Origin of the sequence: Endobacterium cereale, from assembly GCF_009617585.1 — a bacterium.
Lineage (GTDB): Bacteria > Pseudomonadota > Alphaproteobacteria > Rhizobiales > Rhizobiaceae > Neorhizobium > Neorhizobium cereale.
Window position 1 is genome coordinate 253,718 of record NZ_WIXI01000048.1, and the last position, 23,494, is coordinate 277,211.

The 23,494-nt window shown below is 58.3% G+C and carries 25 protein-coding genes; 9 read left to right on the forward strand and 16 right to left on the reverse strand.

Annotated elements, in window-relative coordinates; translation table 11 throughout:
- Nucleotides 1-21: 21 nt before the first annotated feature.
- Nucleotides 22-2,160: a TonB-dependent siderophore receptor gene (locus GAO09_RS21495; protein WP_153357311.1), complete on the reverse strand. Its 2,139-nt coding sequence runs from the start codon at nucleotides 2,158-2,160 to the stop codon at nucleotides 22-24.
- A gap of 185 nt (nucleotides 2,161-2,345) precedes the next feature.
- Here GAO09_RS21495 and GAO09_RS21500 point away from each other — a divergent pair, with 185 nt between their 5' ends.
- On the forward strand, nucleotides 2,346-3,284 hold the full coding sequence (locus GAO09_RS21500; protein WP_153357314.1) for a LysR substrate-binding domain-containing protein: 939 nt from the start codon (nucleotides 2,346-2,348) through the stop codon (nucleotides 3,282-3,284).
- A 3-nt stretch (nucleotides 3,285-3,287) separates the two neighbouring features.
- Here GAO09_RS21500 and GAO09_RS21505 read toward each other — a convergent pair whose 3' ends face one another.
- Nucleotides 3,288-3,866 carry a UbiX family flavin prenyltransferase gene (locus GAO09_RS21505; RefSeq protein ID WP_153357318.1) on the reverse strand — a complete coding sequence of 193 codons (579 nt, stop codon included), beginning with the start codon at nucleotides 3,864-3,866 and terminating at the stop codon, nucleotides 3,288-3,290.
- A complete protein-coding gene (locus GAO09_RS21510) occupies nucleotides 3,866-5,368 on the reverse strand; it encodes a UbiD family decarboxylase (protein WP_153357321.1) in 1,503 nt (500 codons plus the stop codon). The genes GAO09_RS21505 and GAO09_RS21510 overlap by 1 nt, the downstream gene beginning before the upstream one ends.
- Before the next feature lie 109 nt (nucleotides 5,369-5,477).
- On the opposite strand from GAO09_RS21510, the gene ubiT reads away from it, so the two are divergent.
- From ubiT to ubiV, 3 genes are read left to right on the forward strand one after another with little or no spacing between them, the layout of a single operon-like run.
- Complete coding sequence (ubiT, locus tag GAO09_RS21515) at nucleotides 5,478-5,987, forward strand: ubiquinone anaerobic biosynthesis accessory factor UbiT (protein ID WP_153357324.1); 510 nt, start codon at nucleotides 5,478-5,480, stop codon at nucleotides 5,985-5,987.
- The gene (ubiU, locus tag GAO09_RS21520) at nucleotides 5,978-6,955 is read left to right on the forward strand and encodes a ubiquinone anaerobic biosynthesis protein UbiU (protein WP_153357327.1); all 978 of its coding nucleotides are present in this window, start codon (nucleotides 5,978-5,980) and stop codon (nucleotides 6,953-6,955) included. Before ubiT ends, ubiU begins: the two co-directional genes overlap by 10 nt.
- Nucleotides 6,956-6,959: 4 nt before the next feature.
- Nucleotides 6,960-7,889: a ubiquinone anaerobic biosynthesis protein UbiV gene (gene ubiV / locus GAO09_RS21525; protein WP_153357329.1), complete on the forward strand. Its 930-nt coding sequence runs from the start codon at nucleotides 6,960-6,962 to the stop codon at nucleotides 7,887-7,889.
- A gap of 185 nt (nucleotides 7,890-8,074) precedes the next feature.
- On the opposite strand, the gene kduD is transcribed toward ubiV, so the two are convergent.
- From kduD to kduI, 3 genes are read right to left on the reverse strand one after another with little or no spacing between them, the layout of a single operon-like run.
- Nucleotides 8,075-8,827, reverse strand: a complete 753-nt coding sequence (gene kduD, locus GAO09_RS21530) for a 2-dehydro-3-deoxy-D-gluconate 5-dehydrogenase KduD (RefSeq protein WP_153357331.1) — start codon at nucleotides 8,825-8,827, stop codon at nucleotides 8,075-8,077.
- Nucleotides 8,828-8,835: 8 nt separating this feature from the next.
- The gene (locus GAO09_RS21535; protein ID WP_153357334.1) at nucleotides 8,836-9,174 is read right to left on the reverse strand and encodes a cupin domain-containing protein; all 339 of its coding nucleotides are present in this window, start codon (nucleotides 9,172-9,174) and stop codon (nucleotides 8,836-8,838) included.
- Between the two features lie 9 nt (nucleotides 9,175-9,183).
- Nucleotides 9,184-9,975: a 5-dehydro-4-deoxy-D-glucuronate isomerase gene (gene kduI, locus GAO09_RS21540; protein ID WP_153357337.1), complete on the reverse strand. Its 792-nt coding sequence runs from the start codon at nucleotides 9,973-9,975 to the stop codon at nucleotides 9,184-9,186.
- 225 nt (nucleotides 9,976-10,200) lie between these two features.
- Between kduI and GAO09_RS21545 the strand changes: the two genes are divergently transcribed.
- Nucleotides 10,201-10,983 (forward strand): FadR/GntR family transcriptional regulator, encoded by a 783-nt coding sequence (locus GAO09_RS21545; RefSeq protein ID WP_153357340.1) that lies wholly within the window; start codon nucleotides 10,201-10,203, stop codon nucleotides 10,981-10,983.
- 45 nt (nucleotides 10,984-11,028) lie between these two features.
- Here the strand turns inward: GAO09_RS21545 and GAO09_RS21550 are convergent, their stop codons facing one another.
- The 6 genes from GAO09_RS21550 to bglB form a co-directional block, all read right to left on the reverse strand.
- On the reverse strand, nucleotides 11,029-12,288 hold the full coding sequence (locus tag GAO09_RS21550; protein WP_153357343.1) for an ABC transporter substrate-binding protein: 1,260 nt from the start codon (nucleotides 12,286-12,288) through the stop codon (nucleotides 11,029-11,031).
- Between the two features lie 54 nt (nucleotides 12,289-12,342).
- The gene (locus GAO09_RS21555; protein ID WP_153357346.1) at nucleotides 12,343-13,458 is read right to left on the reverse strand and encodes an ABC transporter ATP-binding protein; all 1,116 of its coding nucleotides are present in this window, start codon (nucleotides 13,456-13,458) and stop codon (nucleotides 12,343-12,345) included.
- Between the two features lie 4 nt (nucleotides 13,459-13,462).
- Nucleotides 13,463-14,368, reverse strand: a complete 906-nt coding sequence (locus GAO09_RS21560) for a carbohydrate ABC transporter permease (protein WP_153357349.1) — start codon at nucleotides 14,366-14,368, stop codon at nucleotides 13,463-13,465.
- 2 nt (nucleotides 14,369-14,370) lie between these two features.
- Nucleotides 14,371-15,255, reverse strand: coding sequence for a carbohydrate ABC transporter permease (locus tag GAO09_RS21565; protein ID WP_153357352.1), 885 nt, complete (start codon nucleotides 15,253-15,255; stop codon nucleotides 14,371-14,373).
- Nucleotides 15,252-16,646 (reverse strand): family 4 glycosyl hydrolase, encoded by a 1,395-nt coding sequence (locus GAO09_RS21570; protein WP_153357355.1) that lies wholly within the window; start codon nucleotides 16,644-16,646, stop codon nucleotides 15,252-15,254. The genes GAO09_RS21565 and GAO09_RS21570 overlap by 4 nt, the downstream gene beginning before the upstream one ends.
- A gap of 95 nt (nucleotides 16,647-16,741) precedes the next feature.
- The gene (gene bglB, locus GAO09_RS21575; RefSeq protein ID WP_235938370.1) at nucleotides 16,742-17,809 is read right to left on the reverse strand and encodes a beta-galactosidase BglB; all 1,068 of its coding nucleotides are present in this window, start codon (nucleotides 17,807-17,809) and stop codon (nucleotides 16,742-16,744) included.
- 287 nt (nucleotides 17,810-18,096) lie between these two features.
- Here bglB and kdgR point away from each other — a divergent pair, with 287 nt between their 5' ends.
- Nucleotides 18,097-18,885 carry a DNA-binding transcriptional regulator KdgR gene (kdgR, locus tag GAO09_RS21580; RefSeq protein WP_153357359.1) on the forward strand — a complete coding sequence of 263 codons (789 nt, stop codon included), beginning with the start codon at nucleotides 18,097-18,099 and terminating at the stop codon, nucleotides 18,883-18,885.
- Here kdgR and GAO09_RS21585 read toward each other — a convergent pair whose 3' ends face one another.
- Together GAO09_RS21585 and GAO09_RS21590 are read right to left on the reverse strand one after the other, a co-directional pair.
- A complete protein-coding gene (locus GAO09_RS21585; RefSeq protein ID WP_153357362.1) occupies nucleotides 18,886-19,407 on the reverse strand; it encodes a flavin reductase in 522 nt (173 codons plus the stop codon). It abuts the gene before it with no gap.
- The gene (locus tag GAO09_RS21590; protein WP_153357365.1) at nucleotides 19,404-20,000 is read right to left on the reverse strand and encodes a malonic semialdehyde reductase; all 597 of its coding nucleotides are present in this window, start codon (nucleotides 19,998-20,000) and stop codon (nucleotides 19,404-19,406) included. The genes GAO09_RS21585 and GAO09_RS21590 overlap by 4 nt, the downstream gene beginning before the upstream one ends.
- A 109-nt stretch (nucleotides 20,001-20,109) precedes the next feature.
- On the opposite strand from GAO09_RS21590, the gene GAO09_RS21595 reads away from it, so the two are divergent.
- Both GAO09_RS21595 and GAO09_RS21600 read left to right on the forward strand, forming a co-directional pair.
- The gene (locus tag GAO09_RS21595) at nucleotides 20,110-20,343 is read left to right on the forward strand and encodes a hypothetical protein (RefSeq protein ID WP_153357368.1); all 234 of its coding nucleotides are present in this window, start codon (nucleotides 20,110-20,112) and stop codon (nucleotides 20,341-20,343) included.
- Nucleotides 20,344-20,387: 44 nt separating this feature from the next.
- Nucleotides 20,388-21,092 carry a Crp/Fnr family transcriptional regulator gene (locus tag GAO09_RS21600; protein ID WP_153357371.1) on the forward strand — a complete coding sequence of 235 codons (705 nt, stop codon included), beginning with the start codon at nucleotides 20,388-20,390 and terminating at the stop codon, nucleotides 21,090-21,092.
- 5 nt (nucleotides 21,093-21,097) lie between these two features.
- Here GAO09_RS21600 and GAO09_RS21605 read toward each other — a convergent pair whose 3' ends face one another.
- Nucleotides 21,098-21,592, reverse strand: a complete 495-nt coding sequence (locus GAO09_RS21605; RefSeq protein ID WP_153357374.1) for a response regulator — start codon at nucleotides 21,590-21,592, stop codon at nucleotides 21,098-21,100.
- A gap of 60 nt (nucleotides 21,593-21,652) precedes the next feature.
- On the opposite strand from GAO09_RS21605, the gene GAO09_RS21610 reads away from it, so the two are divergent.
- A complete protein-coding gene (locus GAO09_RS21610; protein ID WP_235938371.1) occupies nucleotides 21,653-22,369 on the forward strand; it encodes a Crp/Fnr family transcriptional regulator in 717 nt (238 codons plus the stop codon).
- 23 nt (nucleotides 22,370-22,392) lie between these two features.
- On the opposite strand, the gene GAO09_RS21615 is transcribed toward GAO09_RS21610, so the two are convergent.
- Entirely contained in the window at nucleotides 22,393-23,406 is a 1,014-nt protein-coding gene (locus GAO09_RS21615; RefSeq protein WP_153357587.1) for a LacI family DNA-binding transcriptional regulator, read from the reverse strand.
- Nucleotides 23,407-23,494 lie beyond the last annotated feature (88 nt).

Genomic DNA, 23,494 nt, shown 5'->3' on the forward strand with positions numbered 1-23,494 from the left:
GATCGGCATGCCATCAAATTTTCACCAGGTGAAGCTGAGCTTCCCCATAACCGATCTGCCTTCGCCATAATAGCAACCAAAGGTGCCGCAACTGGAAAGGTATTCTTCATCGGCAATGTTCTGAATGTTGAGCGAGGCCTTATAGCCGTTCTTTTGATAAGTCAGCGCCGCATCGAACAGGATATTCGCACCCATCTTGATCGTATTCGCGGCATTGCCATAACGGCTTCCGACATAACGCATGCCAACGCCGATGCCGAGACCTTCAAGCGCCGTGTCCGGCTGGAACGTGTAGTTGAGCCACAAGCTGGCGGCATTTTCCGGTACGGTTTCAGGGCGCAGTTCCGTGTCGCTCACCTCTGAATCCATGTAGGTATAGGCAGCGCGCAGATCGAGCCCTTCGGCAAGGCTGGCAACAGCCTCCAGCTCCAGACCGCGTACATGGACTTCGCCGATCTGTTCCTGCACGCCGGGGGAAACCGTCCTGACGAGGTTCTGCTGCTTGAGATCATAAACGGCTGCCGTGAAGAAGCCGTCAAAACCTTCCGGCTGATATTTGACGCCGAGTTCGACCTGTTCACCCGTGGTCGGCTCACCCGGCGCGGTCACGACCACGCCACCCGAGGTGCCCCTGTTGATCGGGCCGATCGGCTCGAACGAGGTGGCATAGCTGATATAGGGCGAGATGCCGTTATCGAAGAGATAGCTCAGGCCGGCGCGACCGGTCAGCTTGCTGTCACGCTGGTCATAGGCAGTGGTAACCCCGGCGAGATTGGTGGAACGGCTGTCCGTACGTGCCCAATCCTGGCGCAGACCGAAGGTGGCGTGCCAGTTTTCATAAGCGATCTCATCCTGAACGTAGAGACCGATCTGCGTCATGTCGGAATGAACATCGGTCCGCGATGTCGGGGTAATGACGAAACTCTGGTTGTAATCGGGATTGAAGATGTTCAGACCCGGTGCCGTACCGAAAACCGAAAGGGTGTTGTTATCGAAATAACGGGTGTCGAGACCGAACAACACCGTATGTTCCAGGCCACCGGTGGCGAACTCGGCCTGCAGCTGGTTATCCATGTTGAAGGTGTTGAGCATCTCGTCCTGCATGAGCGAGGTGCGGTTGATCGTCTGCGGATCAAGCATGTTAGTGCGTGACAGGCTGAGCGCCTGATATTCCCAATCGAAATGGGAGTAGCGGAAATTCTGGCGGAACGTCCATGTTTCGTCAAAACGATGCTCGAACTCGTAGCCGATATTGGCAAGCGTGCGGCTGGAGCGGTCAAAACCCTTGTCGCCCACATAAAAATCACGCGGCAGCTTGTAGTTTGTCGCATTCAACGTCAGCGCGGCCGGCAGGCCTGAAGGCGTGCTCGGATTATCGTGCTGCAGGCTGGTGAGAATGGTCAGCGACGTATCCTCATCCGGCTTCCAGGTCAGCGCCGGCGCGATGAAATAACGGTCGTTGTCGAGAAAATCGGTCTGCTCACCAGCCTTGCGGCCCATGCCGGTCAGGCGATAGGCAAAGGTATCGCTACCCGCGACCGGGCCACCGACATCGAAGAACGTGCCGTAATATTCATGGCTGCCGACCTGCACGCCCACTTCACCAAAGCTGTCGAAGGTAGGGCGCTTGCTGATCATGTTGATCATGCCGCCGGGATTGCCCTGACCGTACATGACCGATGCGGGCCCGCGCAGCACTTCGACGCGCTCGAGACCGTAAACTTCGAAAGAGGAAGCGCCGAAGGTGCGCATCAGGCGCAGACCGTTGAGGAACTGTGACTGGCGGCCATCGAAACCGCGAATGCTCGGTGAATCGAAACGCGGATCGGAACCATAAGGCTGGCCGACGACACCCGGCGAATAATTCAGTACCTCGCCCAGGGTCTGGGCATTCTGAGCCTCGATCTGGTCACGGGTGATCACCGAAACGGATTGCTGGGTCTCGATCAGCGGCGTGCCGGTCTTGGAGGCGGTGGAACTGGACTTTGCCACATAGCCCTTGACGGCACCTTTCGGGTTTTCACCGGCATTGCCGGTGACGACGATTGGCGCCAGCGTGGTGGCGCCGGCGGCATCCTGCGCCAATGCGGCATCCGCACTCAGGCAACCGGCGAAAGCGACGGATGCGGCGAGCACCATGTGGGTTTTCGAAAGAATCATTGCGCGCCCCCGCAAACATTGTCCGCATGCGCCTGCGCGCCCGGACCATCAATCTGGACTTATTTTGTCACCTTTATAGCGCGGAGACGCTTTGATCCAATAATCGGGAGGTGCATTTTTCAGAACTATCTCTTATGAAATTTTCCAGTCGTATAAGTTCCGCTTATTCCCTGGAGATTTCACAGATGGCAGCACCGAAGACGCCGCGGGCAGCACAGTTCGAACTGCGGCATCTGCGGTATTTCATAGCGCTGGTGGAGGAGAGGAATTTCGAGCGGGCAGCGATAAGGCTCGGCATCGCCCAGCCGGGTCTGAGCCAGCAGATCCGTAACCTCGAAACGCTGGTGGGCCTGCCTCTGCTGGACCGCAGAAAACGGGCGGTGCAACTGACACCTTCCGGCCAGATGCTGTTTGACGAGGCACGCAAGATCGTGGCGCAGACAGATGCGGCGCTGGCGCAGTTGCGCCGCGTTGGCCGCGGGCAGACGGGAAAAATTTCGATCGGTTATGTCGCGTCCGTCGCCTATGCCGGCGTGCTGACGGAATCGCTTTCCTCCTTCCGCAATGCCTTTCCCGATATCGAACTGCAACTGGTCGAGATGGAAATGCGCATGCAGCTGAACAAGATTGCCGAAGGCGAACTGGATTTCGGCTATATCCGCCCGCCCGTTTCCGTGCCTGCCGGCGTGGTAACGATGACGGTGCTGCGCGAGCCACTTGTGGTCGCCCTGCCGGAAAACCATCCGCTCGCCTCGGTCGAGGAGGTGGATCTTGCCGCGCTTTCGGCAGAAACATTCATAACCCCGCGCCAGCCGGCCGATGTGGGTTTTCATTTCAATACGCTTGATGCCTGTCAGGCGGCCGGGTTCGAGCCGAATATCAGCGCGACCGGCCGGGATTTCACCACCATTGCCAGCATGGTGGCGGTGGGGCTTGGCGCAGCGGTCGGACCGCAGTCACTCTCATGTCTGCAATCGCCCGGTGTAAGGTATCTGCAGCTTTTGCGTAACCGTGTAAGTTCGGATCTGGCGGTTGCTTATCGCAAGACGGAAGGCTCGGCAGCCGTACGCGCCTTCATTGCCCACCAGCGGGCAAAATATGCGCAGGTCAGACAGGAAGAATAACGTTCAGCCCTGCCATTCCCTTGCCAGCAGCAGTTCTTCGAGGCGAAGCATATCGATGGCACGCCGGGCAATGTGATCGACGATATCACCAACCGACTGCGGCCGATGATAAAACGCCGGTACCGGCGGCATGACTGTCGCCCCCATTTCGGTGACAGAAACCATGTTGCGCAGGTGGCCGAGATGCAGCGGCGTTTCGCGGGTCAGCAGGATGAGCGGACGGCGCTCCTTCAGATGCACATCGGCGGCGCGGATGAGGAGATTATCCGACAGACCGGAAGCGATGCCGGCCAGCGTGCGCATGGAACAGGGGGCGACGATCATGCCCGCCGTGCGAAACGAACCGCTGGCGATGGAGGCGCCGATATCCTCGATCGGGTGGTGATGGTGGCAGAGGTCTATCAAACGAACCAGCGCATCCGGCCCCACCTCCTGCAGAAAAGTGCGGGTTGCCGCTTCCGAGACGACGAGATGCAATTCGACTGTCGGCAGCCTTGCCAAAAGTTCGCCAATCCGCAACGCGATCGCCGCACCGGATGCACCGGAGACTCCGAGGACGACACGTTTTTTCGGTTCGCTCATCACGGCATATCCAGGCCAAGCTCGTTCCACATGGCCGAGACGCTCTGTTCGACCTCCGGCGCCATGGTCAGAACCTTGCCCCATTCGCGGTCGGTTTCCGGGCCTATCTTGTTGGTGGCATCCAGCCCCAGCTTGCCGCCGAGGCCCGGTTTCGGTGAGGCGAAATCGAGGTAATCGATCGGCGTGTCGGTCAAGACCACCATGTCGCGCGAGGCGTCGAAACGGGTGGCGAGCGCCCACATCACATCCGGCCAGCTGCGGACATCGACGTCGGGATCAACGGCGATGATCAGTTTGGTGTAGGAAAACTGCGGCAGCATGGACCATAGGCCAAGCATGATACGCCGTGCCTGACCGGCATAACGTTTGTCGATCGACACCACGATTGCGCGGTAGGAACAGGCTTCCGGCGGCAGAAACAGATCGACTATTTCAGGAAACTGCTTTTTGACCAGCGGCACAAAAAGCTCGTTCATCGCCTCGCCCAGTACCGAAGGCTCATCCGGCGGGCGACCTGTGTAAGTGGAGAGATAGGCCGGCTTTTGCCGCATGGTGATGGCGGTGACGGTCATGACGGGAAAGCGATCGATGGAATTGTAATAACCGGTGTGATCGCCATAAGGCCCTTCATCCGCCAGTTCGGTGGCCGATACCGTGCCCTCGATGACGATCTCCGCATTGGCGGGCACCAGAAGCGGCTGGCTGACGGCTTTTACCACGCGCGAGCGGCGGCGGCGCAAAACACCCGCAAAGCCGAGTTCGCTCATGCCTTCCGGCAGCGGCATGACGGCCGACAGAATGGTCTGCGGGTCCGAGCCTATGACCACGGCGACCGGCGTATCCTTGCCCTGCCTTTGCCATTCGCGATGATGTTTGGCGCCGCCGCGATGAGCAAGCCAGCGCATGATCAGCTGGTTTCTCCCAAGCTTCTGCATGCGATAGACGCCGAGATTGACGTCCGAAGGGTCATCATGGCTGCGGGTGACGATCAACGGCCATGTCACCAGCGGCGCTGGCTCACCCGGCCAGCACCACTGGATCGGCAGCTTTGCCAGATCGATATCGTGGCCGCGCAGCACCACATCCTGACAGGCCGCAGAGGCGACCTGCCGAACGCCCAGCGACAAAGCCGATTGCAGCAGTGGCAACTTGCCGAGCGCCTCCTTCAGCGAGGCAGGCGGACGTGGCTCTCTCAACTCGCCCAGCAGTTCCGCCAGATCGCCGATCTTTCCCGGCTCCAGCCCGAAACCAAGCTCGATACGCTCGCGTGTGCCGAAAAGATTGGCAAGCAGCGGAATGGTGGAGATGCTTCCATCGGCATCCACCGGCTTTTCGAACCACAGGGCCGGACCGCCGGCATGCAGTACGCGGCGATGGATTTCCGTTACCTCGTGCACGAGACTGACCGGCCTGGAAATGCGTTGCAGGAGGCCGCGACTTTCCAGTTCCAGGGCGAAATGCTGCAGGTCGCGATAACGGGGCGGAGCGGGGTTCTGAGCCATCGCCCTTCTTTGGCGGCGGATTTTGGTGCCGTCTTTGTCCTAGCTCAAAAACATGTTGCGCGACGGTCGTTAGCTTTTGCGCGAAATGATCCGGAGACGTCCGCCCCCAATGCAACTCATCCCTCCCCTCCTCACTCGCCCGCTCGGCGTCGTTCCGCTTGTCGTCATTGAACGCATCTGTCGCCTGATGTTCAAACGCATCGGCACGGCCCATCCAGGGCTTTTCGAGCGGCTGGGTGAGCACAAGGCAAAGCGTTACGCTTTTCTGCCCACCGATGTGCCACTGGCCTTCGTTGTGGAACCCGCCAGCGAAACCATCTTCGTTTCCCGCAAGACAGCTGAGCTGGCCGCAGACGCAGTGACCGAGGCACCGCTGTTCATGCTGCTGGCTTTGATGGAGGGGCGTTGCGATGCCGATGCGCTGTTCTTTTCGCGGGATCTTTCCGTCACCGGCGACATGGAGGCGATGCTTGCCATGCGCAACGCGCTCGATGCCAGCACTATCGATCTTTCAAAGGATCTCGCCCGGCTTGCTGGCCCATTCGCGCCGCTGGCCGGCCGGGTGATCGGTGAAATCCGCAATCGCGCTCTTGGCGGAGAAGCTACCGCATGGAACTGATCTGTCCCGCCGGCACGCCGGCTGCCTTCCACGAAGCCGTGGATGCCGGCGCCGATGCCGTTTATTGCGGTTTTCGCGATGAAACCAATGCCCGCAATTTTCCGGGCCTCAACTTTTCGCGCGAGGAATTGAAGCAGGCCATCGCCTACGCCAGAAAGAAGGGTTGCGAGACCTTTGTTGCCCTCAACACGTTTATGCGGGCAGGTGCCGAAGACATCTGGTACCGGGGCGCGGCCGATGCCATCGCCTGCGGGGCGGATGCGCTGATCCTTGCCGATTTCGGGTTGATGGCACATGTGGCGGAAAAATATCCCGAGCAACGGCTGCATGTCTCGGTGCAGGCTTCCGCCTCCAACCCGGATGCCATCAATTTTCTCGTCGACACATTTAATGCCAAACGCGTGGTTCTGCCGCGCACGCTGACGATTGCCGATATTGCCCGCATCGGCAAATCCATCCGCTGCGAGATGGAAGTGTTCGTGTTCGGCGGCCTGTGCGTGATGGCGGAAGGACGCTGTTCGCTCTCCTCCTATGCCACCGGCAAATCGCCCAACATGAACGGCGTCTGTTCACCGGCAAGCCATGTGCGCTACCGCAAGGATGGCCGCGATCTTGTGTCGGAACTTGGCGCATTCACCATCAACCGTTTTCCGGAAGGCGAAGCGGCCGGTTATCCGACGCTTTGCAAGGGTCGTTTCGATATCGCCGACAGCAGCGGTTACGCTTTCGAGGACCCGGTTTCACTGGATGTAATGGGCGAGTTGGAAGCGCTGAAAGCGGCTGGCGTCAGCGCGCTGAAGATCGAGGGGCGCCAGCGGGGCAAGGCTTATGTGGCCGAAGTGGTGAAGGTGATGAAGGCTGCTGTGAACAGCCCGCCGGAACAGCGCGGCGCGCTTCTGTCGCGGTTGCGCAGCATGAGCGAAGGACAAAAGACCACGTCCGGCGCCTACGAGAAACGCTGGAGATAATGCGATGCCGGAGAGAACACGTCCGGGCCTGACACTTGGCCCGGTCTACTACCTGTGGGACGCCGCGAAGTGGCGCGATTTCCATTTTCGCATTGCCGATGAAGCGCCGGTCGAGCGCGTGTTGATCGGTGAGACCGTCTGTTCCAAACGCCAGCATTTCATCGAGCCACATCTCGCCGAAGTGGTGGAGCGGCTGGAAGCTGCGGGCAAGGAGGTGGTGTTTTCCACCCTGTCACTGGTGACGCTGGCGCGCGAAAGCAAGCAGATCCGCGAGATGGCTGCCGAGAGCGACCACATGCTGGAGGGCAATGATCTTTCGGCACTGGCCGTGCTGAAGGACAAACCGCATACGATTAGCCCGTTGATCAATGTCTATAACGCGCCGACCGCGCGGCTTCTGGCCAGCCGTGGTGCCAAAACGATCTGTCTGCCGCCGGAACTGCCCTTCGCTTCGGTGCAGGAGATTGCCGAAAACTGTCCCGATATCGATTTCGAAGTGTTCGCCTTCGGCCGCATGCCGCTGGCCATTTCGGCGCGCTGTGCACATGCGCGCTCCAAGGGACGGATCAAGGATAACTGCCTGTTCGTCTGCGGCGAAGAGCCGGACGGATTGCCAGTGAAGACGCTAGACCGGCAGTCATTCCTGACGCTGAACGGGGTGCAGACCGTGTCGCATGCCTGCCAGTCTTTGCTCGGCGAACTGGATGATCTGGTTGCCGCCGGCATCCGCTCGTTCCGCCTGTCTCCTCAGGATTGTAACATGGTGGAAGTCGCAAGGCTTTATCGCGCTGTGCTGGATGGTGTGATGGGTGCGGATGAAGCGATTGCGGGTTTGCAAAAGATTTACCCGGCGGCACCGCTTTCCAACGGTTTTCATCATGCCCGCGAGGGTGCGGCATGGGTGGCACGAGCGCGGAATTTGCAGGCGTCTTGAACGACGAAACGGGAGCGTTTTGAGACACTCCCCCTCTCCTCCGTCATCCTCGCCCTTGTGGCGGGGATCCAACAGGCGCGCGTCTGCGCGACAAAAGAGTCTTTCCAGCCCAAGGCCTTGGGCTGGCGGGATTCCCGTGACGAGCACAGGAATGACGGAAGATAGAGATTTACCGCTTAAAAAAATCAGCGCGCCAACCAGCCGCCATCAACCGGCAGAACCGTGCCATGTACGTAATCCGAAGCCTTCGAGGCCAGGAACACGGCAGCACCGCCAAGCTCCGACGGCGTGCCCCAGCGACCAGCCGGGATACGCGCCAGAATGGCCTCGTTGCGATCCGGGTCTTCCCGCAATGCCGTCGTGTTGTTGGTCGAGAAATAACCCGGCGCGATCGCGTTGACATTGACGCCCTTGCCCGCCCATTCGCAGGCCAGCAGTTTCGTCAAACCCGCCAAGCCGCTTTTCGAGGCGGTGTAGGACGGAATGCGGATACCGCCCTGGAAGGACAACAACGACGCGATGTTGATGATCTTGCCGCTGCCGCGCTCCAGCATGTGGCGGCCAGCCGCTTGCGATAGGAAGAACGCCGTCTTCAGATTGACGTCGATGACGGCGTCCCAGTCTTCCTCGGTAAAATCGACGGCATCAGCCCTGCGGATGATGCCGGCATTGTTGACCAGGATATCGAGCTTTCCAAAGGTGGAAATCGTTTCGGCGACGATGCCCTTTACAGGCTCGATCGTGCCGAGATCCGCCTTGATGACATGAAAACCGCTGCCGGCAGTTTTGACCGCCGCCTCGGTTTCATCCATCGACGAGCGGCCGACGGCAACGATGGAGGCCCCGGCCTCGGCGAGCGCAATTGCGATCGCCTGGCCGATGCCGGTGTTGGCGCCGGTAACAACGGCCACCTGGCCGGAAAGATCGAACAAGGTCATCAACTATCTCACTTCAGGAATTCGGCGCGATGCGGGGTGAAGACGTCGATCAGCCGGCCGGCTTCGAGCGCTTTCACGCCATGTACCAGATCCGGCGGCACGATGAAGCTGCCGCCCTTGACGAGCGTTTCGGTACGCCCGTCGATGGTGACTTCAAACGAACCCTCTGCGACATAACTTGCCTGGATATGCGGGTGGTTATGTTTCGCACCGATCGCACCGGCCTCGAACACCACCTCCACCATCATCATTTCCGGCAGATAGGACATGATGCGACGGGTGACGCCCGGCTCGGGGTTCACCCATTCGGCACCTTCGGCCGAAACGAACAGATCACTGGATGACATGATCGTTCCTCACTTCAGGTCTTCGATGGCGACCGGATCGACATCGGTATAATCGACATTGTCGCCGGCCATGGCCCAGATGAACGTGTAGCTGGATGTGCCAGCCCCCGAATGGATCGACCAGCCCGGCGACAGGATCGCTTCTTCGTTCTGGACGATCAGGTGGCGGGTTTCATCCGGCTCACCCATCAGGTGGATGACGCGCGCCTTTTCCGGCAGGTCGAAATAGAGATAGGCTTCCATGCGGCGGTCATGGATATGGCAGGGCATGGTGTTCCAGACCGAACCTTCGGCAAGCGTTGTCATGCCGACGACGAGCTGGCAGGTCTTTGCGCCTTCCGGGTGGATGAACTGGAAGATCGAACGTTCATTGCTGGTGGCCGGATGCTTGAAATGCGCCGGGGCGCTGAGCAGGTAGAATTTTGCCGGGTTGCCGGCATCGTCGGACGCGAACGTGACCGAGGAACCGAGACCGGCATAGACCATGTCGCGCGTGCCGGCGGCAAACTTTTCGCCGTCGACCGTAACCGAGCCCGCGCCGCCGATATTGACGGCGATCAGTTCACGGCGAGCGAGCAGCTTGTCGGTGCCGGCCGGCTTGATGGTTTCCAATTCAAGCGGCGACGACGTCGGAGTGGCGCCGCCGACGATCATGCGATCGTAATTGGTGTAATGCAGCTGGATGCGGCCATCGACGAAAAGCGGCGGCAGCAGAAAGTGGTCACGCAGCTGCGCGGTATTGAAGCCGGCAGCTGTCATCGGGTCGATGGCGAAGCGATTGGTGTAATCGGTGTGACTCATGTTATCTCCCAAAACTCCTCAAGTTGAAGTCATCATACATATTGACGAAACGCATACAACGGTCAGAAAAGAAAAATTGCCGTTTGCCATATTGGTTTTTCTATAAAAACCTTGCGTTACAGTCTCATTGGTGATCAGAAAAAATCCGGGAACGATATGAGCTTTCGCAAACAAGTCATGCTATCACTGTCATGAATTTGTCTAATTTCGTTTGAAGCAGGCCAAATGAAAAACTCTGATACGACATCTGGCGGTAAAGAACCGGGCACGGCACGCCGGCCAAAACTGTCCGATCGGATAGTCCTGTCTTTGCGACAGGATTTTCTGTCAGGTCAGGTGGAAATCGGCCGAAAACTTCCAACGGAAACGCAGTTGTCGGAAAATTTCGACGTCAGCCGCACGGTCGTTCGAGAGGCGATCGCGACGCTGGTGGCGGACGGATTGGTGGAGACACGGCAGGGAGCCGGTATTTTCGTGCTTGGACACCAACCTTCGTCAACAGCCGTGTCGATCGCGGTCAAGGATATGTCGGGCAATATTTCGCATGCGCTGAATGTGCTGGAGGTGCGCATTGCACTGGAAATGGAAAGCGCAGCACTGGCCGCCACCCGCCGCAGCGCCTCGCAGGAGGCGCAGATCCAGGAGCGGTTTTTCGAATTCGAACACCTGCTGAAACTGGCTCAGCCCACCGGCACCGCCGATTTCGCGTTTCACCGGGCGATTGCCGAGGCGACAAATAACGCTTTTTACGTAGAAGTGCTGGATTCGCTCGGCAGCCGCACCATTCCCTGTGACGTGACCTCACCCTATGCCACGGAAGACGTGCTGTCCTTCACCTATCAGGCTGGGCTTCAACGCGAGCATCTGGCGATCCTGAACGCGATTTCCGCCGGTGATGCACCAGCCGCGCGTGATGCCATGCGGGCGCACCTGGCCGCCAGCCAGGAACGGTATCGGCAGCGCCTGTTCGAGCGTCGCACCCGCTACCAAAGCGATCAACGCTCCTGACGACGCGACAATGGCCCATGCCGAAAACATGGGCCATTGTGTTGATCACAGACGACGCAGCGCCTTGGTCAAGCCATCGACGATTTCCTCGCCGGCCTCTTCGGCCGTCAACTGGCCATAGGCGAACTGCTCGATAACGTCCTTGAACAGTTCCTGCACGGAAGGATGCTCGATCAGCGGCGACATGACAGGACCGGTGGAATCAGCAACGATTTTCGCCCCTTCCAGGCGCTCGGGCGTAAGCTTTCCGGCTTCTTCCAGAGTGGCCTTGGCCATGGCGGAGGCCGGCAGACCGCGACTATCTCCGAGGATCAGGATCGCATCCTTGTCATTCAGCAGGCAATTGATGACCTGCGCCGCCGCCTTTGGGTCTTTCGAATGTCTGGATATCGAAAAGACCATGGATGGCTTCTTGTAGACACCATCCGATTTCGCGCCCGCGATCTTCAACGGAGCCGCGGGGATAAGCTTGCCGACCGTGAGCGGATCGTCATATTTAGAATAGGTCGAATCCCAGAAATAGGTTCCTCCGACCCTGCCGGAGACCCAGGCCGGATCATCGAAAATTTCGACATTGCCGACGCCGGCCGCATCCTTGGCCGAACGCACGATGCCATTGTCGACCATCCACTGGTAATGCTTGAGTGCACCAGCAATATCATCAGCGGTCCAGGCCAGTTCATTGGTGCCGGGCTTGACGAATTCCTGGCCGGAAATCTGCGCCGCAAAGGCTTCGATCATCAGCATCAGGATGACGCGAGTGCTATCGAACGGATAAAGCCCCTCCGGGTTCAGTTTCTTGGCGGCAGCGGCCAGATCATCCCAGCTTTTCGGCTGCTCCAATCCTGCCTTCTTGTAGATTTCGTCGTTGAAATAATAGGTTGCCCCCGTGACGGACACCGGCACGCCGTTGAGTTTGCCCTTAATCATCGCGGGCGCCAGCTGACTTTCGTTCCACTGGGTCAGATCCAGTTCTCCGGCGAACTGCCTGAGGTCGGCGAAACCCTCACCTTCCTTGGAAAACTGGAACAGCCACGGCCAATCCACCTGAATGATATCCGCCTCGGTACTGCCCGCCATCTGCGTTGTCAGCTTTTCGAGATAGCCTTCAAAACCGGCAAACTCGGCCTTGACCTTGTGGCCGGTCTTCGAGCTGCAATATTCCAGCGCCTTCTGGGTGGCGACATGGCGCCCATCGCCTCCCCACCATGACATGCGTAGGTCCGCCGCCGAGGCGACATTCGTGGCGACCACGGAAGTCGCGAGTGAAAGAGACAATGCTGCCAGTATCGATTTCTTGCTCATGATGCGTTTCCCTCCTGAAACACTGCATCGGTGACATATTCGTCCGCAGCGCCCTCAGGCGAGGCTGACGTTCTGACCGCTTGCGCGATCGAAAATGAAAACCCGTTCCTCTTCCGGGCGAATGCGAAGGGCGCCATCCACGGCCGCCTTGCGGAAATCCTCCACCGGCAACACGACTGTGAAGCGCTCGCCACCGATAGTGATATGCACGTCGACCTCGTGGCCGAGGAAATCCGCCTTGATGACTTTGGCTGCAAGCGCATCCTCTTCCGGAACGGCCAAGCGAAAATGCTGCGGGCGAACTCCGAACGTGACGTCGCCATCCGTACCGGCGGCCAACCGTCCGGCAAGATTGGCGCCGAACTGGATCGACTGGTCACCGAAGGTGACGACAGGCCCGCTTCCGCCCTGACTTACGCGGGCATCCACAAGGTTCATTTCCGGCATGCCGATGAAACCCGCGACGAAAGCATTGTCCGGCCTTGCATAGAGCGTTTCAGGATCGGCTACCTGCATGATGCGCCCGTCCTTCATGACGCAGATACGGTCGCCCATGGTCATCGCCTCGACCTGATCGTGGGTGACGTAAACCACCGTCGAAGACTGGCCCTGCTCCTTGAGCCGGCGATGCAGATCGGTGATGCGCACGCGCATGGATGCACGCAGCTTGGCATCGAGGTTGGAGAGCGGCTCGTCGAACAAGAAAACTTCCGGCTTTTTTATCAGCGCGCGTCCCAGCGCCACGCGTTGCGCCTGACCACCCGACAGCTGTTTCGGCAGACGATCGAGCAGCGGCTCGATCTCCAGAACCTCCGCCACCTCCTGCACGCGGCGGGCGATCTCATCCTTCTTCTCACCGGCAAGTTTCAGGCCGAAGGAGAGGTTCTTGCGCACTTTCATATGCGGATAAAGCGCATAATTCTGGAACACCATGGCAATGCCGCGTTCGCCCGGCGGGAGATTGTTCACCACCTTGTCGCCGATGGAAATGTGCCCACCCGAAACTGTTTCGAGGCCGGCGATCATGCGCAATGTCGTGGATTTGGCGCAGCCAGACGGGCCGACCAGAACCATGAATTCCCCATCCTTGACGTCGAGATTGATGCCGTGAAGGGCTTTCAGCGTGCCGCTATAAACCTTTTCGAGGTTGCGGATGGAAAGTTGAGCCATTGTATTACCCCTTAACGCCGCCGGCAGAGATGCCTTCGACGAAGTATTTCTGTGACACGAAAAACACGACCAGCGACGGCAGAAGCGTCAGCACCGACATGGCAAGGATACGGTTCCACTCGAAGGATTCGGCCGTATCGATCGACAGCTTCAACGCCAGTGAAACAGGGAATTTTTCGACCGAGGAGACGTAGATCAACGGTCCGAGAAAATCGTTCATCGTCCACATGAACTGGAACAATGCCACCGAGATCATCGCCGGCACCAGCATCGGCACGACCACATAGATCAGTGTCTGGAAACTGTTGGCGCCATCGACCCGGGCCGCCTCTTCCATGTCACGCGGAATGGCGCGCAGGAACTGCAGCAGCATGAAAACGAAAAAGGCATCACCGGCAAGCGCCGAAGGAACCCAGAGCGGCAGGTAGGTGTCCAGCCAGCCGAGATCACGAAACAGCAGATATTGCGGAATGCGGGTGACGACATTGGGCAGAAGCAGCGTGCCGATAACCGTCACGAACAGTATTTTTTTGCCGGGAAACTCGAACCGGGCGAAGCCATAGGCAACCAGCGTGCACGATATCACTGTGAAGATCGTCTTTGGCGCGATGATCAGGAACGTATTCCAGAAGAACCGGCCGAACGTATAGGGCGTCGAGGTCTGCCAGCCTTCGGCATAGCCGTCGATCGTCGGGTTAACAGGCATGAAGCCGGCACCGGCGAAGATTTCCGTATTGGTCTTGAAGCTCGCACCGATCAGCCAGATCAGCGGATACAACATGATCAAACCAACAACAGTCAGGATCGTGTAGCGAATGGCGAGCGTTACGGTTTCGCGACGCTTCTGTACGGCCAGAAACTTTTCCGCATCCTCGATCGCCTTGTCGGAGTGAATGTTACTGTCGCTCATGGTCAGCTCCTCTTGTCGCCGGCGTAATAGACCCAGTGTTTCGACGACCAGAAGGCGACGAGTGTCAGCACCATGATGACAACGAACAGCACCCAGGCGATGGCCGAGGCATAACCCATGTCGAATTTCTTGAAGGCCATTTCGTAAATATACAGCGGCAGCAGATAGGTGGATTTCAGCGGCCCGCCCTGGGTGATGACATAAGGCCCGTTGAACTCCTGGAATGCCTGGACCATCTGCATGATCAGGTTGAAGAAAATGACCGGGGTCAGCAGCGGCAGGGTAATGGCGAAGAAAGAACGCCACGGCTTTGCGCCATCGATGGCGGCAGCCTCATAAAGCGATTTGTCGATGGACTGCAGCGCGGCGAGAAAGATCACCATGGCCGAGCCGAACTGCCAAAGGCGCAAAAGTGTGATGGTGAAGAGAGCAGTTCCTGGATTGCCGAACCAGTTGATGGCTTCAAAACCGATCGAGGTCAGCATCATGTTGATGAGGCCGGTGTCGGCGAACATGTAGCGCCAGAGCACCGCCACCGCGATTGAGCCGCCGAGAATGGAGGGCACGTAATAGGCGGTCCGAAAAAAGCCGATACCCTTGAGCTTGGAATTCAGGATGCCGGCGATGAAGAGCGCAAAGGCCAGCTTCAGCGGCACGGTGATCAGCACATAGAGCATCGTCACATTGAACGAGCGCCGGAATGTGCGGTCACTGGTCAGGATGTCCGCATAGTTTTCCAGCCCGATAAAGCTGGCGCCCTGCATCAGCCGGTAATCGGTGAATGACAGGTAGAGCGACCCGAGAAACGGGATGGCGGTAAAGACCATGAGGCCGATCAGGTATGGAAGAACATACCAGAAGCCAAGAAGACGACCGTCGCCACTCATGCTGACAACCTCTTCAAATTGTCCGGCAGGCGCTCAGCGGTGGCGGCAACCATGGCGCGGAACAGGTTCGCAGCACGATCCTGCCCGAGAGGCGTTACCAGCGGGTCGGATAGAAACAGACCTTCCAGCGCTGTGACGTCACCGGCAAGCACCGCCTTCAGAACGGCATTCTGGCGCTCCGCATGCGGTCTCACCAACGCCTCGACTGCGGCCGGCAGGCGGCCGGCATGAACCGGGCGCACGCCGTGTCCGGAGAAGAGGACATTGGTCTCGACGATTGTGCCCGGCGCAAAACCCTGCATCTGCCCGGTGTTCGGCATGTTGGCATTGACCACAAATGTTTCGCCGCGGGTAAGCGCACGGATTTGCGCCACCAGTGCTTCTTCCGATGCGGGGCGCAGCGGGGGAACGCCGTTGGCGGCTTCGGCAATACGGGCATCTTCGCGGCGTTTCGCCTGATCACGCCGACGCCAATCCACGGGCGTCAGGCCAAATCCCCATTCACTGGCGCGGGCAAGATACCAGCTAGACGGCAGGAATTCGGCGAGGTGCCGGTCGCCGGCGGCAGCGGCAATCCCGAAACGGGCAGCAAGGTCGAACTTGACCCGATTGATATCCTCGAAATAGCGCTGGAATTCGTCAGCCGGGTCGAGAGGTTTTGCCCGCCAGCCCTTTTCACGGTTTTCAGCGGCAAAACGCAGATAATCCTGCAGCCAGTCGCGGCCACCGACAAAGGCGCGATCAATCCAGGTGAAATGGTTGATGCCCAGGACGTTGACCTGCACGTCGCGAAAACCGTAACGGATCGAGCCTTCCGCACGGTTGGCGAGCCATGCAATGATGTGTCGGAGCTTGGTGACTTCATGGCATTCGCCCCAAGCCTTGATATCCGGGAAAGCGGCATAAAGCGCGCCTGTCAGCACCGACATCGGATTGGTGAGATTGCAGACATAGGCTTTGGGCGCATAGGCGCGAATGGCTTCGGCAATTTCCGCCATTGTCGGAATGGCCCGCATGGCGCGGACCAAACCGCCCGGACCGACCGTATCGCCGACCGACTGGAGGACGCCCTCCGCTTCGGGCAGTTCTAGATCCTTTGCCATATCGTCAAACGATCCCGGCAGGATGGAGACGACCACGAAATCCGCACCCGTCAGCGCCGAAGCGATCGTTTCGCTTGCCGTGTAACGGATGGAAAGACCATGTGCCTCCGACAACCGGTTGCCGATCGCCGCATTGCGTCTGGCAGCTTCGAGATTGAGGTCGAACAGCCGGATTTCACCCGAAACCGTCCCGTCATGCACAAGATCGGCCATCAGCACCTGCGCCCAGTTCAGCGAACCGCCGCCGACATAGGCCAGTGTGATTTCGGATACGGACTGCGCGGACATGGCCAATTCTCCCGAATAAGGCAAATTGCTTCGGCCCGGCGTGATAGCCAGGACGTTTCAAAGGTCATGAGAAACCCGGCAAACCGGGCCAGTCGTCAGATGTAGGAACGCAGGTATTCCGACAGGCAGAGGATCGCCATCGCCTGTCCGTAAGGCATCGCCGTCAGCTTGATCTGGCGATAATAGTCGAGATCCGATCCCATGGCGGTGCCGAAAGACGTATTCTGCAATTCACCTGCCGCATCGATATGGCCGATGACACCCTGAACCGCTTTTTGGGCAACGGGCAGGTATTCCGGGCCGAGATATCGCTTGCGAACGGCCTTCATCAGCCCATAACCGAATCCGGCAGCGGCCGAGGATTCCAGATAACTCTGCGGGTCATTAATCAAGGTGTGCCAGAGGCCCGACGACGACTGCAACTCCGCCAGCGTTTCCGCCTGACGCTTAAGCGTGGAAATCAGGTGGCGACGGAAGGCATCACCTTCCGGCAGGTCGAGCAGGTCGAGAAACTCCGGGATGGCGATGGTGATCCAGGAATTACCCCGGGCCCATAGCGCGTCTGCGAAATTATGGTTGCCGTCAAAGGTCCAGCCGTGGAACCACAGGCCGGTCTTGCGGTCCGCCAGATACTGGGTGTGGATGAGGAACTGATATTTTGCTTCCTCCACATAATCCGGGCGGTTGAGAAGCAGGCCGATCTTGGCGAGCGGCATGACGCTCATCATCAGCGTGTCGTCCCACATCTGCTGATGGTTGACGTTGTTATAAACGATGTGCTGCAAACCGCCTTCGCTCGTGCGCGGCATTTCATGCATCACCCACTCCGCCCAGGTCTCCAGATAGGGTTTCCACGCCGGATTGGGGTTGAGCTCATAAAGGCAGGCGAGCGTCAGGAAGGGGCACACGGTGTTGACGTTTTTGGTCGGCGTACCTTCGGCAAGCCGGGCATCGAACCATGACGTGATGATATCGAGCGTCTTTTGGTCGCCGGTCTGCTGCCAGTAATTGAAGAGGCCGTAGAGGCCGATGCCATGGGTCCATTCCCAGCCGGCCCAGCCCTTGGTGTCGATCACCCGGCCATCGTCCAGCCGCAGCAGGAACTCGCCCGTCTTGTCCTCGATTGCGACGAGATTGTCGGCAAGCCGCTGGATCAGGCTCATCACCTCTTTCCGCGGCGCCACATAATCCTTCTGTCGCAACAGCGCATGCATCGTCAAAGCAGTACCCCTCCAGGTGGCCGGACCTCCTCGTCCAGCAAAGAAATCGAAACGCGATTTCATTTTTAAAAAGGAACCATACAAAAAAATGAAATGCAATAGCCCTTCGTATTTTCTATTTCTCGTCCGCGAAACCACTGACAATTAGGGCATTTTCGATAGAAACGGTGCGACTTGACAGCGCATTCAAACAATTTCAGAATACGATTTCATATTTTTTGGAACGAGTGATGTCTGACGCTTCTCGCAACAAACCCGATAATGTGGCTGCGGTGCTGAAAGTCTTTTCGGTGTTGGAAACACTGGCGGATGACGGTCGATCGAGCTTGGCCGATATCGCCCAGCATGCAATGACATCCAAGGCCACCACCCACCGCCTGCTGCAGACCATGGTCGATCTCGGTTATGTGGAACAGGAGGAAGAGACCGATAAATATCGTCTGACGCTGAAGCTGTTCGGGCTTGGCGCGCGCACTTTGCGCGGCCAGACACATCTGCTGCAGGTGGCCGACCGCGCCATGGGATTTTTGTCACGCGAGACCGGCGAGGCCATCAATCTCGGCGTAATGGACGAACGCGAACAGCGCGTCGCCTATATCCACAAATACGACAGCGCCTATAATCTCTCGATGAATTCGCCGCTCGGCAAACGCAATCCGCTGCACAGCACCTCGCTCGGCAAGGCACTTCTGGCCTTTCGAGACGAAACCGAGATTGCCGACAGGCTTTCGAAGATGAGCTTTGAAAAGATGGCGCCGAAAACGATCACCGATGTCGGCGCTCTTCGCGACCAGTTGAATCGTATCCGCGAGGACGGTTATTCGGAAGAGGTGGAGGAAAGCGAGGCTGGCGTGCGGTGCATGGCCGTGCCGATACGCGACCATCTCGGCAGATCGATCGCGGCGATCAGCATTTCCTTTCCACTGTTCCGCTTCGATCCTGCCCGTAAATCGACCTATGTGCGAATCCTGCTGGACGCGGGTCAGACGGCATCGAAAAGCCTCGGCTTCGATGGCTGATCAGACGATGCGATAATCACGATCGAGGTAAATCAGCGACTTCCCGCCCTCACGCATCTGCGTCTCCATGACGCGGCAGATCAGGATATCGTGACTGTGACCATCAGCCACCGAGATGATCTCGCAATCGAAGCATGCGAGCGCGCCGTCGAGCGCCAGACCACCGCTTGGCAGTTCCGTCCAGCTGGCGCCCGCAAAACGCTCTTCCACCGGCGTTTTGCCACCGAACAGGCGGCTGAGCTCGCGATGTTCATCGGCAAGGACATTGACGCAGAGCGTGCCATTGCCCTTGACCGGCCAATAGGCGCTTGAAGTCTTGTTGAGGCAGACGAGCAAGGTCGGCGGGCTATCGGAAACGCTGCAGACCGCGGTAGCGGCAAAACCGGCGCGGCCGGCAGCACCGGATGTCGTGACGATGTGGACCGCAGCGCCGAGCCTTGCCATGGCATCGCGATATTCCACGCGGCGGGCCTCTTCTGTGTTTTCAACGGCGTGTGAGATAGCCTGTCCCTGCACCCTCATTCTCCCAAAATCTGGCAGGCATCGGCAAAATCGAGGCGCGGCAGACGGGCAAAGACTTTTGCCGGATCGCCATGTCCGAGATTGATCAAAAAGTTCGATTTCCAGGTTGTGCCAGAGAAAAACTCGGCATCCACCTTCGGCTTGTCGAAACCGGACATCGGCCCGGCATCGAGACCGAGCGAGCGGGCGGCAAGAATGAGGTACGCGGCCTGCAAGGTGCCGTTACGAAAAGCGGTTTCTTCTGCGGCGGCCGGGCTGGATGTGAACCAGCTGCGCGCATCCGCATGCGGGAAAAGCTGTGGCAGCTTTTCGTAGAATTCGGCATCGTAGGCTGCAATTACCGTTACCGGTGCAGCCATCGTCTTTTCGAGATTGCCTGAAGACAGAGCGGGCCTGAGCTTCTCCTTGGCTTGAGGTCCTTTGACGAAAACGAAACGAGCCGGCGAGCAATTGGCCGACGTCGGGCCCATCTTGACCAGTTCGTAGAGTTCTTTCAGCGTTTCATCGGACACATCGCCGGGCAGCCAGCCGTTCTGTGAGCGCGCGGAAACAAACAGCGTGTCGAGCGCTTTCTGGTCAAGTACGTGGGTCATCGGGATCCTGAAATCTGTCGGTCGCGGGGATGATACACAGTGGCGGCCAAACCTTGAAAATTAGACGCGCCACAAGATTATGCTGCAGCGCAGCTTAAAATATTCTCCCATGGCAGCATATGTCGAAGCGCAAATCATTCCTTCGATCGCACGTACCGAGAAATTTCTTCCATGGGACGGGCAAGATGGAGAAACACCGACCGGAGCACCAGATCCACCTGAAAATGCTGCAACATTTGCAAATCGCAGTTTTGCGGATTTCCATGGTTTTGGCTTGGGAAACAACTCCCCCACGTCGTCCACCAATGGCACCGATACGAACCTGCCGCGTTATATGAATTGAACAACCATCTGCCGGCCGGCTGAACCGAAACAAGGACTGATCCCATGTCCAAGCCCAATCGCCTTCTGGCGTCGCTTCACGCCGACGATCTCGCCGCTCTCCAGCCTTGGCTGGAGGAAATCGCGTTGCCGCAGAAGTTGGAACTGTCGCTTCCGGGAGAAGAAACCGTCTATTGTTATTTTCCAACGGATGGCATCGGCTCCACCGTCATTGTTTCACCCGCAGGACAACAGACTGAGATCGGCGTTTTTGGCCGTGAGGGAATGAGCCCAGCATCTGCGGTATTGGGCGCTGACAGCAATCCCTATCGCGTCGTCATGCAGGTGGATGGGCGCGGCTATCGGATTTTGCGTACAAAGCTCGACGAACTCATGGCTGAACGCCCGCATCTGCATGCGCTTTTGTTACGCTGGGCGCAGGTCTTTGGCGCGCAGGCAGCAACAACGGCATTGTCCAACGCCGTGCATTCCGTCAACGAACGTCTGGCGCGCTGGGTGCTGATGTGCCACGACCGGCTGGGCGGCGACGTGATGTCCCTGACCCATGAATTTCTGTCTATCATGCTGGCTGTACGCCGCCCGAGCGTGACGACGGCGTTGCATGTTCTCGAAGGGGAAAAACTGATCTATTCGCAGCGCGCCACGATTATTGTACGCGATCGTGAGGGCCTGGAAGCTTTCGCCAATGATGCATATGGAGTGAGCGAACACGAGTATGCTCGACTGCTGGGTGATTTTCGCTCCCGCTGAGCGTCTTATACGTGTTGCAATTGCGCCGTGGCCAGCACCGTCTCGACAAAAACGTCCGGATCACTTGGCTTGTCCAGCCATGGCATGCCTGCGATCAGATTTCGATCGCCATCATCCGGCAATGGCACGGCCGAATGAACGACGCAGGGAATATGCCGTTCTTTTGCCAATGCAAGAATGGAAAGACTAGCGCCATCGCTCAGGTGATAATCGACAATGATCACGGAGGGATTTGCAGTCTCGAGCCAGGAAAGCCCCTCTTCCACCGACCGAAGGCATATCACTTCCCGCATTCCGGCCTGCAGCAGTAGATCTTCGAGATCGAGTGCGATCAGCGGCTGATCTTCGAGAAGCAGGACAGGTCGGTTCAGGGGAACATGCATAAGCTCGGCCGATTTGAGGTTGAGAACTAATGTAACGTTCTCAATGCGGATAATCTGTTTGTGTCCGATACCGTACCGAGCTGTTCCAGCGGGTTGCCTGCCGGATTCGATGACCATAGATGGAACCAACGAAGGGCAGTCGCCGTTTCGAAAGAGCACTGCATTCGGGAATGTTTGATGGGTGAGATTCGGCAAGACATGGTTCGGAACAACCTGCTCCGATTGATGTCTGCCGACAGTTTTGGACGGCTGCGCGATCAACTGGAACTGGTGGATCTGCCGCGCGCTTTCGAGCTTTCAAAACCCAACGAAGCCTGTCCTTTTGCCTATTTCCCGGAAGCCGGTATCGCTTCCATCGTGGCGCGGTCACCCGAAGGCCAGCAAACCGAGATCGGCGTGATCGGTCGCGATGGCATGACGCCCGCATCACTGGTGCTCGATGCTGGCCAGGACCCTTACTCGATCTTCATGCAGGTTCAGGGCGAGGCCTATCGCATTCCTTGCGAAGCCTTCCAGAAAATCCTCGAGGAAGACCGCATCCTGCATGCGTTTCTGGCGCGTTACGCGCAGTCCCTGCTGGTGCAGAGCGCCTATACTGCTCTCTCCAACGCCGTCCACCATATCGATGAGCGTCTGGCCCGCTGGATTTTGATGTGTCACGATCGCACTGATGGCAACGAGATCAGTCTGACCCATGAATTCCTGTCGATCATGCTGGCAGTGCGCCGTCCAAGCGTGACGACCGCGCTTCACATGCTGGAAGGCAAGAAGCTGATCTATTCCGAGCGCGGCGTCATAATCGTGCGTGACCGCGTCGCGCTAGAAGCCTTTGCCCATGATGTCTATGGCGAATGCGAAAAGGAATATGAGCGGCTGATCGGCACGCCACCGTAACTGCAAACGGCCTGTCGATAACGTCAGGCCGATTCCCGCAGCATGATTTCGGCGTTGAGCAGGATACGTTCGCTCTCCTTCGTTGTTTCCGCGCCCTCCAACTCATCCAGCTTGCGAAACAGGAGATCCATCGCCAGACGGCCGATCTCGTTATAATTCTGTGCAACTGTGGTGATCGGCGGACAGGCGTAACGCGACAGCGGATGGTCGTCGTGGCCGGCGATGCGGATATCGCTGCCGGCAGACTGGCCGATCTTCAAGCCGTGCTGATAGGCGGCCGAAATAGCACCGAAGGCAACGCGGTCATTGGCGCAGAGGATGGTTTTCGTCGGAAAACCGCCAGCGTTGAGGAACCGCGCTGTTTCCTCATAGCCGAAACGCTCGAAATCCCAGCTGCCGTCATGGGCCGTGTCCAGAAGGATCGGCTCCATCTTCAATTGCCGCATCGCCTCCACATAGGCGGTTTCGCGGGTTGCGGCATTGGTGTTGACCGGCGGCATGCCGAGGTAACAGGGCGGTTCACCGGAGCGAACGAGATAATCGACGATCAGCTGAAAGCTCTGGCGGTTATTGGTCCCGACAAACGGCGAGGTCTCGTCGAGCGGAGAGTCCACGTAAACCAGCGCGATGGATTCTCCGAGCGCCTTCAGGGTTTCATGTTGTGACTGAACGCCAAGCGGCGCGATGATAGCACCGGCAACATTCATCGACTTCAGCGTTTCGATGGCCCGCGCTTCGATTTCGGCATTGCCGTCCGAAGACAGCACGAAGGCAAGGAAGCCCGCCGCGTTGGCGATCAGTTCGACGCGGCGTGTCAGCGCCATGTAGAATGGGTCGGTCGAATTTGGAATGATGATCCCGATGATATTGCTGCGACGGCGATTGAGGTTGACGGCGAACATGTTCGGCCGGAAACCGCTTTCCTTCAGCGCCGCCTCTATCAGGCCGCGCGTCTTCGGGCGCACCGAATTCGGGTCGTTGAAAAATTTGGACACAGTCGGGCGGGACAATCCGACAAACTCGGAAAAGTCCTCCATCGTCTTGATGGGCGTCTTGATGGACTCCCCGATGGGTTTATCTGACATTGGCGTCCCACCCGCATTGCTAATCGATTGAAATTATCGA